Annotated in this window: 15 protein-coding genes and 1 pseudogene; 8 read left to right on the top strand and 8 right to left on the bottom strand. The window is 63.2% G+C overall.

Annotated elements, in window-relative coordinates:
* Nucleotides 1–38 precede the first annotated feature (38 nt).
* The 5 genes from PVE73_RS07125 to PVE73_RS07105 all read left to right on the top strand — a co-directional run bounded on the left by PVE73_RS07125 (nucleotide 39) and on the right by PVE73_RS07105 (nucleotide 5204).
* The gene (locus PVE73_RS07125) at nucleotides 39–1523 is read left to right on the top strand and encodes an ABC transporter ATP-binding protein (protein ID WP_277367375.1); all 1485 of its coding nucleotides are present in this window, start codon (nucleotides 39–41) and stop codon (nucleotides 1521–1523) included.
* A complete protein-coding gene (locus tag PVE73_RS07120; RefSeq protein ID WP_277366275.1) occupies nucleotides 1523–2194 on the top strand; it encodes an isochorismatase family cysteine hydrolase in 672 nt (223 codons plus the stop codon). The genes PVE73_RS07125 and PVE73_RS07120 overlap by 1 nt, the downstream gene beginning before the upstream one ends.
* Complete coding sequence (locus PVE73_RS07115) at nucleotides 2184–2534, top strand: cupin domain-containing protein (RefSeq protein WP_277366274.1); 351 nt, start codon at nucleotides 2184–2186, stop codon at nucleotides 2532–2534. The genes PVE73_RS07120 and PVE73_RS07115 overlap by 11 nt, the downstream gene beginning before the upstream one ends.
* A complete protein-coding gene (gene atzF, locus PVE73_RS07110) occupies nucleotides 2531–4336 on the top strand; it encodes an allophanate hydrolase (protein WP_277366273.1) in 1806 nt (601 codons plus the stop codon). Before PVE73_RS07115 ends, atzF begins: the two co-directional genes overlap by 4 nt.
* Before the next feature lie 103 nt (nucleotides 4337–4439).
* A complete protein-coding gene (locus PVE73_RS07105) occupies nucleotides 4440–5204 on the top strand; it encodes a sulfite exporter TauE/SafE family protein (protein WP_277366272.1) in 765 nt (254 codons plus the stop codon).
* A 3-nt stretch (nucleotides 5205–5207) separates the two neighbouring features.
* Here PVE73_RS07105 and PVE73_RS07100 read toward each other — a convergent pair whose 3' ends face one another.
* The 4 genes from PVE73_RS07100 to PVE73_RS07085 form a co-directional block, all read right to left on the bottom strand.
* Entirely contained in the window at nucleotides 5208–5954 is a 747-nt protein-coding gene (locus PVE73_RS07100) for a Crp/Fnr family transcriptional regulator (RefSeq protein ID WP_277366271.1), read from the bottom strand.
* Nucleotides 5955–6030: 76 nt separating this feature from the next.
* Nucleotides 6031–7428 carry an amidohydrolase family protein gene (locus PVE73_RS07095; protein ID WP_277366270.1) on the bottom strand — a complete coding sequence of 466 codons (1398 nt, stop codon included), beginning with the start codon at nucleotides 7426–7428 and terminating at the stop codon, nucleotides 6031–6033.
* Nucleotides 7429–7494: 66 nt separating this feature from the next.
* Entirely contained in the window at nucleotides 7495–8397 is a 903-nt protein-coding gene (locus PVE73_RS07090) for an ABC transporter substrate-binding protein (RefSeq protein ID WP_277366269.1), read from the bottom strand.
* Between the two features lie 81 nt (nucleotides 8398–8478).
* Entirely contained in the window at nucleotides 8479–9267 is a 789-nt protein-coding gene (locus PVE73_RS07085; protein WP_277366268.1) for an ABC transporter ATP-binding protein, read from the bottom strand.
* Between the two features lie 271 nt (nucleotides 9268–9538).
* Here PVE73_RS07085 and PVE73_RS07080 point away from each other — a divergent pair, with 271 nt between their 5' ends.
* A complete protein-coding gene (locus PVE73_RS07080; RefSeq protein ID WP_277366267.1) occupies nucleotides 9539–10159 on the top strand; it encodes an ABC transporter permease in 621 nt (206 codons plus the stop codon).
* 324 nt (nucleotides 10160–10483) lie between these two features.
* Here the strand turns inward: PVE73_RS07080 and PVE73_RS07075 are convergent, their stop codons facing one another.
* The 4 genes and pseudogenes from PVE73_RS07075 to PVE73_RS07060 form a co-directional block, all read right to left on the bottom strand.
* Nucleotides 10484–10612 (bottom strand): hypothetical protein, encoded by a 129-nt coding sequence (locus PVE73_RS07075; protein ID WP_277366266.1) that lies wholly within the window; start codon nucleotides 10610–10612, stop codon nucleotides 10484–10486.
* Nucleotides 10609–10734 (bottom strand): hypothetical protein, encoded by a 126-nt coding sequence (locus PVE73_RS07070; RefSeq protein WP_277366265.1) that lies wholly within the window; start codon nucleotides 10732–10734, stop codon nucleotides 10609–10611. Before PVE73_RS07070 ends, PVE73_RS07075 begins: the two co-directional genes overlap by 4 nt.
* Nucleotides 10735–10768: 34 nt before the next feature.
* Nucleotides 10769–11442: pseudogene (locus PVE73_RS07065) on the bottom strand (transposase); the annotation flags it as partial.
* Between the two features lie 563 nt (nucleotides 11443–12005).
* Entirely contained in the window at nucleotides 12006–12557 is a 552-nt protein-coding gene (locus PVE73_RS07060) for a GntR family transcriptional regulator (RefSeq protein ID WP_277366264.1), read from the bottom strand.
* Nucleotides 12558–12999: 442 nt separating this feature from the next.
* Between PVE73_RS07060 and PVE73_RS07055 the strand changes: the two genes are divergently transcribed.
* Both PVE73_RS07055 and PVE73_RS07050 read left to right on the top strand, forming a co-directional pair.
* Nucleotides 13000–14232, top strand: coding sequence for a branched-chain amino acid ABC transporter substrate-binding protein (locus tag PVE73_RS07055; protein ID WP_277366263.1), 1233 nt, complete (start codon nucleotides 13000–13002; stop codon nucleotides 14230–14232).
* A gap of 71 nt (nucleotides 14233–14303) precedes the next feature.
* On the top strand, nucleotides 14304–15245 hold the full coding sequence (locus PVE73_RS07050; protein ID WP_277366262.1) for a branched-chain amino acid ABC transporter permease: 942 nt from the start codon (nucleotides 14304–14306) through the stop codon (nucleotides 15243–15245).

The following is a 15245-nucleotide window of genomic DNA, read 5'->3' as shown; positions in this document are numbered from 1 at the left end:
AACTTTCCCAGAGCGCCATCGGCGTCGAGACGGTCGGAATGACGATGCGCTTCGGCGCCTTCACCGCGCTCGACAATGTATCCATCAAGGTGCGGGCAGGCTCGTTCCACGCCCTGCTCGGCGAGAATGGGGCGGGCAAGTCGACGCTGGTGAAGTGCATGATGGGCTTCTACCAGCCGACCCACGGACAGATGATGGTGGGCGAGCGCGAGGTGGCCATCGAAAGTCCGCGCGACGCCTCCGCGCTTGGGCTCGGCATGGTCTACCAGCATTTCACGCTCGTGCCCTCGCTGACCGGGGCGGAGAATCTAGTCATCTCGCGCCAGCAGGTACCCGCGATGATCGACTGGAGCGCGGAGCGCAGGGCGCTGGCGGCCTTCATGGAAAAGATGCCGTTCCGCCTGCCGCTCGACGTGCCGGTGCGTGCGCTGGCAGCCGGCGAGAAGCAGAAGCTGGAGATCGTCAAGCAACTCTATCTCGGCCGCAGGTTCCTGGTCCTCGACGAGCCCACCTCGGTGCTGACGCCGGGCGAGGCGCAGGAAGTGCTGGGCCTCGTGCGCGAGATGACCGCCGGCGGCGCGCTCACCGTGCTGATGATAAGCCACAAGTTCCATGAGGTAACCGCCTTCGCCGACAATGTCACCGTGCTGCGCAAGGGGCGGTTTGCCGGAACCGGCCGGGTGGCCGAACTCGACCGGCAGAAGTTGGCGGCGATGATGGTCGGCGAACAGTCGATCGCCGCGCTCGACAGCCGTGTCGCATTCGATGGGGCCTCCCCCGTGGTGCTGAAAGTGAGAGGCCTGAAGGCGCCGGACCGGACCGGCCTGAAGACGATCGACATCGAAAGGCTGGAGGTGAAATCCGGCGAGATCGTCGGCGTTGCCGGTATTTCCGGCAACGGCCAGAAGGAGTTTCTGGAGGTGCTGGGCGGCCAGCGCGCGCGCGCGGCGGGCGAAGTGCTGGTCAAGGGGGCGGCCTGGCACGCGACGCGGGCCGAGGCGCGCGCCCTCAATGTGCGCTTCATCCCCGAGGAGCCGCTGCGCAATGCCTGTGCGCCGGAGATGACGGTGGCCGAGAACATGGCCTTCCGCACCTTCGATGTCGACGAGAATGGCCGGCCCGCGAGCTGGATCCGGAGCGCGGCGATGAACGCTTTCGCCGCGCGGCTGGTCGAGCAGTTCAAGGTAAAGGCCGCCTCGCTCGCCTCGCCGATCGCTTCGCTGTCGGGCGGCAATGTTCAACGGGCCGTGCTGGCGCGCGAGCTGACCGGTGACGTGGATCTGCTGATCGTCTCCAATCCATGCTTCGGACTTGACTTCTCCGCCGTGGCCGAGATCCGCGCCCGCATCATGAAGGCCCGCAACGCCGGAACGGCCGTATTGCTTCTGTCGGAAGACCTCGACGAACTGCTGGAACTGTCGGATCGCATCCTCGTCATGTCGGAAGGCGCGCTGGTCTATGAAACGCCGATCGCCTCCGCCGACGTGCAGACGATCGGCGCGCATATGGCAGGCCATCACTGATGCAGCAGATCGACGCCTCGCCGTTTCCCTTCGCGTTCCGGCCCGAGACGACGGCGCTGATCGTCATCGACATGCAGCGCGATTTCGTGGAGCCGGGCGGCTTCGGCGAGAGCCTCGGCAACGACGTCTCGCGCATCGGCAGGATCGTGCCGACGGTGAAACGGCTGCTCGAGGGCTTCCGCCACGCCGGCCTGCCGGTGATCCATACGATGGAGTGCCATCGGCCCGACCTGTCGGACCTGCCGCCAGCCAAGCGCGGGCGCGGCAATCCGGCCCTGAGGATCGGCGATGCCGGGCCGATGGGGCGCATCCTGATTGCCGGCGAGCCGGGCACGATGATCCTCGACGAACTAGCGCCGCTGCCGGGCGAGATCGTCATCGAAAAGCCGGGCAAGGGAGCGTTCTACGCCACGCCGCTGGGCCAGGAGCTGGAGCGGCTCGGCATGCGCCAGCTTGTCTTTGCAGGCGTTACCACCGAGGTTTGCGTGCAGACCACGATGCGCGAGGCCAACGACCGCGGCTATGAATGCCTGCTCGCCGAAGACGCCACGGAAAGCTATTTTCCCGAATTCAAGGCCGCGGCCCTTGCGATGATCACCGCCCAGGGCGCGGTTGTCGGCTGGACGGCCACAACCGACCGCGTGCTCGAAGGAATAGCCGATGCCCGCTAGATATTTTGCCGGCTTGCTTTCTGGCGGCTGGCGCGACTTGCAGTTCGAGTATTTCCGCGAGGGGGTCGAGGTTCACTGGCTGCACAGGGGCGGATCGGACGGGACCTCGGTCGCGTTGCTGAGATACCGCCCCGGCGCCGGCGTGCCGAGCCACCGCCATACCGGGCTGGAAACGATCATTCTGCTCGAAGGCACGCAGAGCGACGAGAATGGCGACTACCCCGCAGGCACCGTCGTGCTCAACCCGGCCGGCACGGAACATTCCGTCTGGACCGAGGAAGGCTGTGTTGTGCTCATCCAGTGGGAGAAGCCGGTCGTGATATTGGAGGAGGACGAATGAGCGAGATCCGTTTCGACATAGCCAGCCTGCATGCCGCCTACGCGGCGGGGCTGGAGCCGGCGGATGTGGTGGAGACGGTCCATGCCCGGATCGCGGCCGCCCGGGATGAGGGCATCTTCATCCATCTCGCCGGCAGGGACGAATTGCTTGCCGCCTTCCGCGCACTCGGTGCCGTCGATCCGGAAAAGCCGCTCTGGGGGGTGCCCTTCGCGGTAAAGGACAATATCGACGTCGCCGGCATGCCGACCAGCGCGGCCTGCCCGGATTACGCCTATCTGCCCGAAAGGGACGCAAGCGTCGTCGCGCTTCTGAAAGCGGCCGGCGCGGTGGTGGTTGGCAAGACCAATCTCGACCAGTTCGCGACCGGGCTGGTGGGCGTGCGCACGCCCTACCCCGTTCCGCGCAACGTGGTCGATGCCGCACTCGTGCCGGGCGGTTCGTCCTCCGGTTCCGCGGTCGCCACGGCTCGCGGCATCGTATCCTTCGCGCTCGGCACAGACACGGCCGGCTCCGGCAGGATACCGGCGGGGCTGAACAACATTGTCGGGCTGAAGCCGACGGTCGGCGCGCTGTCCAACACCGGAGTCGTGCCCGCCTGCCATACGCTCGACTGCGTTTCGGTCTTCGCGCTCACGGTGGACGACGCCTACAGGGTGTTTTCGCTCGCCTGCCGGCAGGATCCGTCGGACCCCTGGTCGCGTGCGGTCGCGGCACCGGCGCCCGCCGCCCGCCCGCCCGTGCTGAGGGTCGGCGTGCCGGCATGCGACGACCGGAAATTCTTCGGCGACGAGAACATGCGGGCCGGCTATGAGGCGGCGCTTTCGATGCTGGAAGGGCTGGGCTGCCGCATCGTGGAGATTCCCTTCGCCGATTTCTATGCGACGGCCGATCTCCTCTACGAAGGCGCCTGGGTGGCCGAGCGCTACGCCGCGATCCGCGCCTTCATGGACGCGCATGAGAAGAGCATGCACCCGGTGACGGCGAAGATCATCGGCGCTGCTCGAAAGCTTTCCGCGGCAGATGCCTTCGAGGGGCTCTATGCCCTGCAGGATTACAAGGCGAAGCTGGCGCCCGTGATCGCCTCGGTCGATCTCTTCTGCGTGCCGACCGCCCCGACGCACTACACGGTCGAGGCCGTGCTTGCCGATCCGGTGGTGACCAACAGCCGGCTCGGCACCTACACCAATTTCGTCAATCTGCTCGACATGTGCGGCATCGCCGTGCCCTGCGGCCTGCGGCCGGACGGCCTGCCGATGAGCGTCACCCTGCTCGGGCGGGCGGGGAAGGATGGGTTTCTGGCCGCGTTGGCCCTCGACATCCATGCGCAGAGCGGTGCCAGCCTTGGCGCCACAGGTTGGACGCTGCCGTCCGCCGGCGCGGTGGCCGCGACAGAGGATGAAGACACGATCGAGATCGCCGTCGTCGGCGCCCATCTTTCCGGCATGCCGCTCAACAGCCAGCTTACGGAACTCGGCGCCATTTTTTGCCGCACGGTGAAAACGCTTCCCGCTTATCGCCTTTACGCGCTTACCGGCCAGCCTGTGCCCAAGCCGGGCTTGGTGCGCGCCACCAATGGCTCCGGCACTGCCATCGAGGTCGAGGTATGGCGGCTCGCGCCCGATGCGTTCGGCCGTTTCGTCGCCGACATTCCGCCGCCACTGGGCATAGGAACGGTTCTGCTGGAGGACGGCACCGCGCCGAAGGGCTTTCTCGTCGAACCGGTCGGACTGGTCGACGCCCTCGACATCTCGTCCTACGGCGGATGGCGCTCCTATCGCCTCAGTGTCGACGCCGACGCCTAGGGTACTGATTCCAGGCCATCAGGCCTCAAACCGCAAGAAATTGCGTGCCTCGCCGGCAGCCATCGGACATCAATGCCCGCTGGCACATGCTGGAATCGACGCCTTGCACTCCTTGACTTCAATGCAACTGACCTGCCTTTTGCTGGCGGGTGTGCTCGGTGGCTTCGTCCGCGGCTATTCGGGTTTCGGTTTTGCGCTGGCCGCGGTTCCGTTGCTCAACCTCGCTTTTGCGCCCGCGCTTTCGATACCGTCGGTCCTGCTCGTGGAATGCGCAATCGGGGCAGCCACCGTCGCCGGTCAGCGCACCAATGTCGACTGGACCGCGTTGCGCCCAATGATGGCGGGTGCCGTGGCCGGTACGCCTGTCGGCATCTTGTGCCTGCGCTATGCGCCCCCGGACCTGACGCGGCTGGCTGTCGCCATGACGGTGCTGATCGCCATCGCCGTGCTTTGGCGCAGCCCATCGTTGCATTGGCTCGGGAGTCCTCGGGCACTGGTCACCGGGGGCCTGATCTCCGGTGTCCTCAATGGAGGCACAGCAATGAGCGGCCCCCCGGCGGTGCTGGTCCTGCTCGGCTCGCCAATCGCACCGCGCAATGCCCGAGCCGTCCTCATGACGTTCATTTTCTTCAGTGCTGCATTGGCTGTCGCGCTGACGATCGCCTGGGGCATGCAGGGGCAGGAAACCATTCTGCATGCCCTCATCATGGCGCCGACCGTGATAGTGGGTGCGGTATCGGGCGTCGCCCTCTTCGCCAATCTGCCACACGGCTATTACCGCAAAGGCAGCTTCGGCGTGCTGCTGCTGGTCTCGGTGGTGACGGTGGTATCGGTGCTGTGGGCGCTGGGCTTTTCGGAAAGCGCCTGATGCCTATTCCATCGCGATCGCGGCGAGATCCTGCGGGCGCAGAACACGTATACGGCGGCCCGGCCGGGACTCGATCATCCCGCCGCGCCGGAACTTGTCGATGGCTGCGGAGACCCATTGGCGGGTCGCGCCGACGATGGTGGCCATCTCGTCCTGGCTCAGATATTGCTTGAGCTGGATCGGCGCATCGGACTGGCGCACGAAATCGTAGTCGCCCATGACAAGGAGAAGATGCGCCAGGCGCTGCGTCACCGAGCGCGTCCCCAGCATCTGGAGAACGATGGAGTAGCAGCGCCCCTTCGCCACCACGGCATCGAGCAGGTTGAGCGCGAGACGCGGGATCGATTCGGCAAGAGCGCGCATTTGCAAGCCCGGCATGGCAAGGATCGTCGAATCGTCCTGTGTCACACCCGACCAGATATGCTCGCCACGCCCAAACAGTTCGGGGCCGCCGACGAAATTTCCGGGCAGCCAATGCGCAAGGGTCAATTCGCGCCCGTTCGGGCCGACATAATATGTTCTGACCTTCCCTGACAGAATAATGAAGACGCCGTCGTGGCTCTCGCCCTGCCGGAAAAGATGCGTCCCTGCCGGCACCTGCATATGACGACCGCAGGCATATATGGCAGCGCGTTCCTCGGCGTTCAGGCCGTCCAGAAGTCGGAAATCCATCCCGTGATCGGACAGGACGAGGGAGTCTCGCGCAGCCGTCGCTGTCTCTACAATCACCGGAGCGTCAACCTGCATCATAGACGTGTACCTTCGCCCGCCGCAGACAATGCTACTTCAAGGACGGCGGATTGAAAGCCCCTTCCGTCATCACGGGTCAGCCCCTTCGCCGCGGCCGGTAGCGAACCGACGGCCCATGCAGCCGCACGATCTCGGGTGCCTGCGCAACCGCTTCCGCCGTTTGGCCGAGCTCGGTGATGACGACCGTCATATTCCATGCGAGTGGTTGGCCTTCCATCGCGACAAGCGTGCCGTCGACCACCATGGCGGCGATCTGGTCGCGATTGTAGTAGCGGACCAGTTCCCACTCGAAATCGATCGCCGGCAGGCATTCGGGAACGTTCATGTCAAGCAAGAGGAAGTCGGCGGCCATTCCCGGTGCAAGCGAGCCGATTCCCGCGCCCATGCCTGCCGCATCCGCAGCACCGCACGTGGCTGCATTCACCCACGTCCAGGCTGCACCGCAGGAAAAATCGGCGACCGGCATGGCATGCGCTACGCGTTGGCCGGCTTCGGCCGCGAACAGGTTGCGGAAGGCGTCTTCCGACGTGTTGTCGGACCCGATGCCGAAACGAACGTTCCTCTGCGCATAGCGCAGCGCCGGGGCGACAGCATTTCCCTTCCAAATGCTGGCAAGCGGATTGTAGCTGGTCGCGGTCCGCGTCTTGGAAAGGATCTCGATCTCGTCTTCCGAGATGATGGTGGTGTGATGCAGAAGCACATGCGGCCCCAGAACGCCGATTGCGTTGAGAAACTGGGTGGGCCGCTTGCCGAAGCGAAGCAGGCAGTCCTGCAATTCCGGGAAATGCTCGTTTGCATGAATCTGCAGGAGCAGCCCCTGCTTGGCACAATACTCCGACAACGCGCTCAGCGTTTCCGGTGAATTGGCGTGGAAGGAGCTGCAGCATACGGAGGGAGTGATCCGCGTGTGCTGCCGACATTGCTCGACATGCCTCTCGATCCGGTCGAAGATTTCCGACAGTTCGTGTACACCGCTACCAGTGCCGATGTCGCCCGCGTACTGGTCGAGGCCGGTCGAGGAGACGAAGCGCAAGCCCGACTCTTCGACGGCCCGGTGCACGCCCGCATTCTTGTCCGTGTCGTTCAGGCCATAGCTGACGAGGGTAGTGAAGCCGCCGCGCAGCGCCTCCAGACACATCCACTTGGCCGAGGCATAGGCCTCGTCCGGGCCCATGGCGGCCTCCATCGGATGCCATACGCGCCGCCATATTTGCGCCGGTTCGCCACCGATCAGCGCCTTGCCGAAGATCTGGCCGACATGCGTATGTGCATCGACGAAGCCCGGGATGACGGCATAGCCTGGAAGCCGCACCACATCGCCGTCATGCTCGGCGATATTCGCGATGGCGGCTATTCGGCCTTTGCGGACGACGAGAACCAAATCCTCCTCGACGCCGTCCGGCGTCAGCATGAGTTCGGGAGCGACCGCGTATTCGGATTTGCGCGCGGCAGCGGATAAGGCGCTGAGGGTCATCGAGACTCCGTAGAAAGGAGAGGAAATGGCCGGGCGAGCGGGTTTCCGCGCCCGCCCGGCACTGGTTCAGTCGAGGCTTACGCGATCCGGATCCACAGACTCGAGAGCGTCGGTGGCGAAGTAGCTCAGTAACTTCTCCCGAGAAAGATCGCCGCTGAGGATGCCGCCTTCCACCACCCACTGCGCCTGGGAGAGCAGCAGTTCAACGAGGGTTTCGTCGAGGACGATTGCATATTCCGCCTCGCTCCATTTTCCGGCTACCGCTTCCGGCGTCAGCGCTCCTTGCGTGGCTTGGGAAAGGATCGCTTGCGCTTCGGAAGGATTTTCCTCAATGAAGCTCTCGGCCTTCACCAGCGCTCTCAGAAACGCTTCAACATCGGCGGCGCGTTCATCGACCATTGCCGGTGAGGCCGCGAGGACGAAATTGGCGATATAGTCGCTGCTAAGTTGTTCGCGATAGTCATCGCCCAGCGCTTCTGCGGCCGCAGGGTAGAAATCGGGAAACATCACACCTGCATCAATGTCGCCGCGCGCGAGCGCCGGTACGATGTCCGGAGGCGCGACGTTGACGATCTCGGCATTGACGCCGGCGTTGCCGAGCACAAGTTCGGCAAAGTAGGCGGCGTTCGAGCCGACTGTCGTGCCTACACGCTTGCCTTCGAGGTCGTGCACGGTCTCGAACCCGACCGATGCCTTGGAGATGATCCTGTTGGCCGCATACTTCGACAGCCCCGCCACGACGCGAAACTCCTGCTCGTTCAGGGCCGCAACCGCCACCGGATATTCAGCCATGAAGCCCATATCGAGTTGACCGCCGATAATAGCCTCCAGCGCGGCGCGCCCCGACGTGAAGTTGACGAACTCGACCTCCACCCCCTCTTCGTCGAAATAGCCCTTCTCGGCAGCGACTACGACAGGCGCGGTCTGAAGGTTCGGCGTGGTGCCGAACACGATCGGCTCGGCCTGCACGACGCCTGCCGAGAGAAGCAGGGCAGCGGCCAGAAACAGTGGCTTTCGCGATTTCATGTTCACCTCTTTCGTTCTTGGTTGTCAGGGGTCGTCATGCCGCAACAGGTCCAGCATCCGGCTGCGGTACTCGAGAAATTCGGGAGACATGCGGTCGATGCCGCGCGGTCGCGGGAGGTCGACTGGGATGCGCTCGCAGATGCGGCCTGGGCCGAGCGTCATCACGCAGACAAGGTCGGCCAATCGCAGCGCCTCGTCGACATCGTGAGTGACGAACAGGACGGTCTTCCTGTGCCGCGACCAGATCTGCATGAGTAGCTCCTGCATCCGCAAACGCGTCTGGGCGTCCAGCGCGCCGAACGGCTCATCCATCAGAAGTACGGCGGGATCGGAGGTGAAGGTGCGGGCAATTGCCACGCGCTGCTTCATGCCGCCTGAAAGCTCGCTCGGATATTTTTGCGCATGGTCGGCGAGCCCGACCTCCGAGAGTGCTTCCATCGCCATTTGGCGACGCTCGGCCTTGCTCATGGCAAGGCGGCGGAGCGGAAACTCGACATTTCCAAGCGCAGTGAACCAGGGGAAGAGTGCGAAGCTCTGAAAGGTAACGCCGACACTGGGGTGTGGGCCGTCTACCTGCCGCCTGTCCACAACCACGCCGCCAGTGGTCGGCACCACGAAACCGGCCACCACGTTCAGCAGTGTCGACTTTCCGCAGCCAGACGGTCCTATGAGAGCGGTGAATGTGCCAGGCGTGAGGATGAGATCGGTCGGCGAGAGCGCGACGCGGTCGCCGTCGCGGCCGCTGTAGCTAACGGAGACGTTGGAAATCTCGACGCGCCCAGTGGCTTGCGTGGTGGTGCTGGCTGAGGACATTCGGGCAGACGATCCTTTCAATGACCCGATGTTTGCCGATCCGGATGGCGTGCGCCAGCAATAAATTGCTATATATTTAGACTCTCTTTGGATATGCCTATTTCATAGGCAATATGTAGAAAGGCTGGTGCCGATGCTCGCATCGTCGGGAAGAATCGGAATGGCGGCGTTGTCGCTCTTGGTCATTCTCCTGATCTGGCAGGGTATCTCGGCTGCGGAATTGATAAATCCGCGCTTGTTCCCGTCACCTCTACAGGTGGGAGCAGCAGCCGTGAGGCTTTATCAGGATGGGGTTTTGCTGAGCGATCTCTCGGTTTCTCTCACGCGCGCGGGTGTCGGCTTTCTCGTCGGAGCCACGCTCGGCATCCTGCTTGGACTGCTCACCGCCAGAATTCAGCTCTTCCGGGTCGCGCTCTATCCGCTGTTCACGCTCCTGCGTCCAATCCCCGCTATCGCCCTGGTGCCGGTGGCGATCGTCTGGTTCGGCATAGGCGAGCAGTCGAAATATTTCGTCATCGGCTACACCGTTTTCCTTGCCGTATGGCTCAGCACGCATCACGGCATGGAGCACATACCGGACACGTACATAAGAGCGTCGCGTTCGCTCGGCGCGTCGCGGCCACGGGAATTCCTGGAAGTCGTCATCCCCGCTGCCGCGCCACACGTTTTCGCAGGACTGCGCTTTGGTGCAGCGCTGGCCTTCCTCAGCCTCGTCGCTGCCGAACTGACCGGGGCATCCTCCGGGATTGGCTATCGGCTCAATGAAGCGCGACAGTATTTCCTGGTCGACCGCATGTTCGTCGGCCTCATTCAGCTCGGCATTCTCGGCGCGCTGCTGGATAGCCTCTTCGTTTATATCGGCAAGAAGCTCCTGCACTGGGAAGCCGCCTGATAGCGGCATTTGTGCTCGGTCGTTGACCTGGCCGGACGTTGAGTCCCTGCACGAGGTCCTGGCGGCGGGCGATGTCGTCGGCCAGTTCCGCGACATTGGTGTCGAGCCTGACACGGCGGACGTTGGAATCGCTCAGCACGAGCTTGTTGAAGGGGATGTCTCGCGAGCGCGAGAAGACGATCTTCTTGGCAGGCTTGGCCATGGTCGGATACTCCGCGACGGGCGGCCGAGAGCCTCTCTCTCTCAGCCTTCCAACCCGTCGACCGAACCCGGTCGCTCCTCTCGCGCTCATTGTTGCTGATGGCCATCCGTGGCGGTTAGCGTCTACTCAGCGTCAGGTCGGGTGCTCGGTGCTTTAAACCGATCCGCGATCGCCTGGAATGCCGCCTCGATCTGCGGGTCGGCTCCATTCTCGTAACGGATGTCGCGGTTGACGACGATATCCGGATTCACCCTGTCTCCTCAAGGCGGATGCCGCCGGTGGAGACGTCCTGAATCGCAAGCATGAGCAGGCTGTCGTCGGTCAGCATGAAAGCCGTTCCGGCGATGACGGCGCGTGCCGTGTGTGCGCCCACGAGCGGAATGCCGTTAGTCTTCAACGCATGCGCACAGGATGCGGAAGCGCCTGCCGTCGGTCAGCGTGTCGGAGACGAAGTCGAGGCTCCAGCGCTGGTTGGGGGCCTGCGGGATCGCCATCGGTGCTCTCGTGCCGAGCGCTCGCTTACGGCCGCCGCGCTTGCGCACGGTCAGCCGCTCCTCCTTGTAGAGCCGATAGAGCTTCTTCCAGTTCACCGTCACGCCCTCCTGCCTCAAGAGCAGGTGCAGCCGGCGATAGCCGAAGCGCCGGCGCTGCGCCGCCAGCTCGCGTAGCCTCTGGCGCAGGCCGGCATCGTCCGGCCGCGACGAGCGGTAGCGGTAGACGCGCGGCGCAATGCCCACCAGACCGCACGCACGGCGTTGGGAATATCCCCTCTCTTCAATGGCCCAGTCCACGGCCTGTCTCCTCGAACCGGGCGTCAGAAGTTTTTTGCCGGCATCTCGCGCAGCGTCGACACATCCATCATCTGCTCCACCAGAAGCTTCTTCAGGTGCGCATTCTCCTCCTCCAGCGCCTTCAGCCGCTTGGCCTCCGACACCTCCATGCCGCCATACTGCTTGCGCCAGGTGTAGAACGTCGCGTCTCTGATCCCGTATTTGCGGCACAGATCCGTCGCCGACAGCCCGGCCTGGTGTTCCTTCAGAATGCCGATGATCTGCTCGTCCGAAAAGCGCGATCGCTTCATTGCCAGTCTCCCTCTCTCCAAGAGCAGACTAACCACAAAGCGACGACATTTCAGGGGAGCACGTCACAGGTCGCGCAGGAAGTCGGGTCGACGGCAGCCAGAAGCGCTCCGAACCTGACTTGAATCTATCGATTCAAGGGGATAGCGTGTCGTAGAGGATCGTATAATAGAGTGATCTAGCGTGCTGTAGAGTGGTTGCGGGGGCTCGCAACTACCGATACCGACACTCGCTGGCAGTCCTAGTGTGACGCTTGGCGCCACTCTACCATGTGCGGCGAAACGACCAAGGTCAGGAGCGGACACAGTCCGTCGTTCGGATTCGAGTACTCGACTTTGCACGCTTTCACATGTAGCCTTCATTTCGTGCAGGAAACGACCGCTTCGCGCCCCCCGTTCCGGTCGTTCAGCCTGCTTTTGGATTCCCCGGAAGCTGCCGTTCGCCTAAGCCCGACAGAGTGCCTGAAGTAGCTCTTACCGCTCGGACTCATGGCATCGAAGAATGCCCGCCTGAGGACGGTATCAGCGGGTTGTTCCTCGCGCTTGTGAAAGTGGGGCAGAGCGAGTTAGCCGCCTGCCTCTCCTGATGCACGTTGATAAAAGCGCCGGATCGACAGGTGGGATGAGCGGATGTCGAGGTTGATCGCGTGGCGCGCTGCCGCTCGGTCGCGCTGGAAAATCGCCTCGATAGCGTTGGTGTGGATGCGAACGCCGTTATTGAAGATCCGATAGAACAGACCTTCATCCTTGCGCGCAGAAGCTACGATCGGGCCGGTGCGAAGCCACAGCGTCGAGATGATGTCGAGCAGTTGCGGATAGCCGCCGGCACGATAGAGCTCGAAATGGAACGCCTGGTTGCCAGCAAGTGCCGCGTCGAAGTCGCGGACCTCAAGGGCTTCCTGCATGCTGTCGTTATGGCGCCTCAGCGCATCGGTGAGGGCCGGGTTCTTCGGTGCGCTTGCCGCCCTCTCGGCCGCATAGCCTTCCAGTTGCATGCGCACGCGAATGTAGTTCTCGTGATCGGAGGCGAGATAAGGCGCAACCCGAAGTGTCCGCGGCCCCGATTGCTCGATTGCCCGTTCCGCGATCAGGCGCGCCACCGCCTCGCGCACCGGCATGGGGCTTGTGCCGAACACTTCCGCAAGGGCGCGAATCGAAACCTGCTCCCCTGGAAGGAACTCGCCCTTGAGCAGTCCAAGACGGAGGCTCTGGTAAACCCGATCCTGCACCGTCGACACATCGACCGGCACCAGCGTCCGCTGGCTTTTCATCGTCGGATCGAAAGTGTTCACGTCCTCTGGCCCCGCTAGGTCATCGAATCAGTCTTACCGTGCTCGGAGCGCCTGCGCGACCTCCAAGCCGTCAGTCGTTCTACGTTCAATCGGGTAGGTACACAACGAAAAGCAGCCATTCCTCCAAATTTGCGATGTGTGATCACATATCTCAGAGCTTTACAGGCTGAGAGGTGTGTGATTACATGCCCGCAGTGCCTCAGGAGGACCCTTGGTGAGCGACGCCGAAGGGTACGGCACACGGACAGACACTTCGGGAGCGAAAAATATGAGAAGTCTCGTCATGAGCGCGGTCTCGACCGCGGCCGCATTGAGCGCAACTGCCCTTCACGCCGAGCCGTTGAAGATCGGCATCATCGAGAGCCTTTCCGGCGCGCAGACGTCCACGGGCCGACTGTACGCCAATGCCGTCAAGTATGGCGTCGATCGCATCAACGAGGCAGGCGGCTTCAACGGCGAACCGGTCGTCGTCACGGAATACGACAACGCCGGCGGTTCGCCCGAAGCGGCTGACAAGTTCCGCCAGGCTGTCGCCGATGGCGTCGACATCATCTTCCAAGGCGCTTCCTCGGCAATTGCCGGCCAGCTCACGGAAGACGTGCGCAAGCACAACATCCGCAATCCCGGCAAGGAGGTGATCTTCATCAACCTTGGCGGCGAGGCGATGGAACTGACGGGCGACAAGTGCCAGTTCTACCACTTCCGCTACACCACGACCGCTCCGATGCGGGTGAACGCGCTTGTCAGCGCGATGAAGGAGTCGGGTGACCTCGGCGACAAGGTCTATTCGATCAACCAGAACTATTCCTGGGGCCAGGACATGCAGGCTGCCGTCGAAGCTGCGGCAGCAGAGGGCGGCTACACTGTTGTCGACGAAGTGCTCCACGACGTCAACAAGATCCAGGACTTTGCGCCTTTCGTCGCGCGGATCAGATCGGCGGCTCCGGATACCGTGTTCACCGGCAACTGGTCCAACGACCTGCTGCTGCTGATGAAGGCGGCAGGCGATGCGGGCCTCGACGTGACCTTCGCCACCGCCTTCCTCGATCAGCCCGGCAATATCGCCAACGCCGGCAAGACGGCGCTCGGCCACTATATTGCCAACAACTACGACAACGCCGCAACGGACGGCAAATTCGCCGAAAGCTACAAGGCGGCGACGGGCAATTACCCGATCTTCGTCGAAGGCCACACCGCTTTCGCGCTCGGTGCCTTGCAGCAGGCGCTGAACACCGTCGACTTCGGCGGCGGCGACATCGATGCGACGAAGATCGCGCTGGCGCTCGAAAACACCACCTACGAGAGCCCGATCGGCCCGATTTCGGTCCGTAAGGAGGATCACCAGACGATCCGCCCCGTGGTCGTCTCCAAGGTCGTCGAAAATCCCAAGTATCCCGCCGACGGCACGAACATGGGCTTCGAGACGGTCAAGGTCATTGCTGGCGAACAGGCGGTCAATCCGGTGCAGGACAGCTGCAAGATGGAACGCCCTGCGGAATAGGGTCCCGTCATTGAACGCTGGTTCGTGCATGTCACGGACCAGCATCCTGTCCGTCAGCTCCCGGAAGACCTATGGAATTCGCGATCATCTCCACGTTGAACGGCGTGACCTATGGACTGTTGTTGTTTATGGTTTCCGCCGGCCTGACGCTCATCTTCGGCATGATGGGCGTGCTGAACTTCGCGCATGCGTCGTTCTACATGCTGGGCGCCTATGTCGCCTATGCGGTTTCCTCCGTCTTCGGCTTCTGGGCCGGCGTCATCGTCGCGCCGATCTTCGTCGGTATGACGGGCATGGCGGTCGAGCGCTTCCTTCTGCCGCGCGTGCATGTTCATGGTCACGCCCATGAGCTCTTGCTGACCTTCGGCCTGGCGCTGATCATCGAGGAACTCATCAAGCTCTTCTTCGGCGACTTTCCGGTAAATTACCAGATGCCTTCCGAGATGCGCTTCTCCGCCTTCCAGATTTTCGGCGCAGACTATCCCTTCTATCGGCTCTTCATCGGCGGCGTGGCGATCGTCATGTTCACGGTGCTCTGGCTGCTCCTGACCCGCACCCGCACGGGCATCATCGTGCGCGCGGCGGAACGCCTTCCGGCCATGGCTGAGGCGCTGGGACACAACATCCCGATGGTCTTCATGTTCGTGTTCGGCACCGGCGCAGCGCTGGCAGGGCTTGCCGGGGCGGTGGCCGGAGCGTTCTACCCCACCAATCCGAACATGGGCCTGGAGCTCGGCGTGATCGTGTTCGTCGTCGTGGTCGTCGGCGGCCTCGGATCGCTGAAGGGATCGCTCGTCGCGTCACTTCTGATCGGGCTCTTCTCCTCGTTTGCCGTCGGCCTCGACTGGTCGCTGGCAACGCTCTTCTCGCTGGTGGGCCTGGGTGACTGGGCGCGCTCCTTCGAAGGGCTGATGACGCTGGAGCTCTCCTCGGTCAGCGCGACAATTCCCTTTGCTCTGATGCTGATCGTCCTGTTGGTCCGCCCGGCGGGTCTCATGGGCGAGCGCAGCTAG

The sequence above is a fragment of the Chelativorans sp. AA-79 genome (genome assembly GCF_029457495.1).
Taxonomy (GTDB): domain Bacteria; phylum Pseudomonadota; class Alphaproteobacteria; order Rhizobiales; family Rhizobiaceae; genus Chelativorans.
This window is presented reverse-complemented; position numbering and strand designations above follow the sequence as displayed.

What these genes read in the sequence shown, in the direction of transcription:
- PVE73_RS07125 (WP_277367375.1), top strand. Translation starts at nt 39, where the DNA reads ATGACGATGCGCTTCGGCGCCTTCACCGCGCTCGACAATGTATCCATC.
- PVE73_RS07120 (WP_277366275.1), top strand. Translation starts at nt 1,523, where the DNA reads ATGCAGCAGATCGACGCCTCGCCGTTTCCCTTCGCGTTCCGGCCCGAG.
- PVE73_RS07115 (WP_277366274.1), top strand. Translation starts at nt 2,184, where the DNA reads ATGCCCGCTAGATATTTTGCCGGCTTGCTTTCTGGCGGCTGGCGCGAC.
- atzF (WP_277366273.1), top strand. Translation starts at nt 2,531, where the DNA reads ATGAGCGAGATCCGTTTCGACATAGCCAGCCTGCATGCCGCCTACGCG.
- PVE73_RS07100 (WP_277366271.1), bottom strand. Translation starts at nt 5,954, where the DNA reads ATGATGCAGGTTGACGCTCCGGTGATTGTAGAGACAGCGACGGCTGCG.
- PVE73_RS07095 (WP_277366270.1), bottom strand. Translation starts at nt 7,428, where the DNA reads ATGACCCTCAGCGCCTTATCCGCTGCCGCGCGCAAATCCGAATACGCG.
- PVE73_RS07085 (WP_277366268.1), bottom strand. Translation starts at nt 9,267, where the DNA reads ATGTCCTCAGCCAGCACCACCACGCAAGCCACTGGGCGCGTCGAGATT.
- PVE73_RS07060 (WP_277366264.1), bottom strand. Translation starts at nt 12,557, where the DNA reads ATGCCGGTGCGCGAGGCGGTGGCGCGCCTGATCGCGGAACGGGCAATC.
- PVE73_RS07055 (WP_277366263.1), top strand. Translation starts at nt 13,000, where the DNA reads ATGAGAAGTCTCGTCATGAGCGCGGTCTCGACCGCGGCCGCATTGAGC.
- PVE73_RS07050 (WP_277366262.1), top strand. Translation starts at nt 14,304, where the DNA reads ATGGAATTCGCGATCATCTCCACGTTGAACGGCGTGACCTATGGACTG.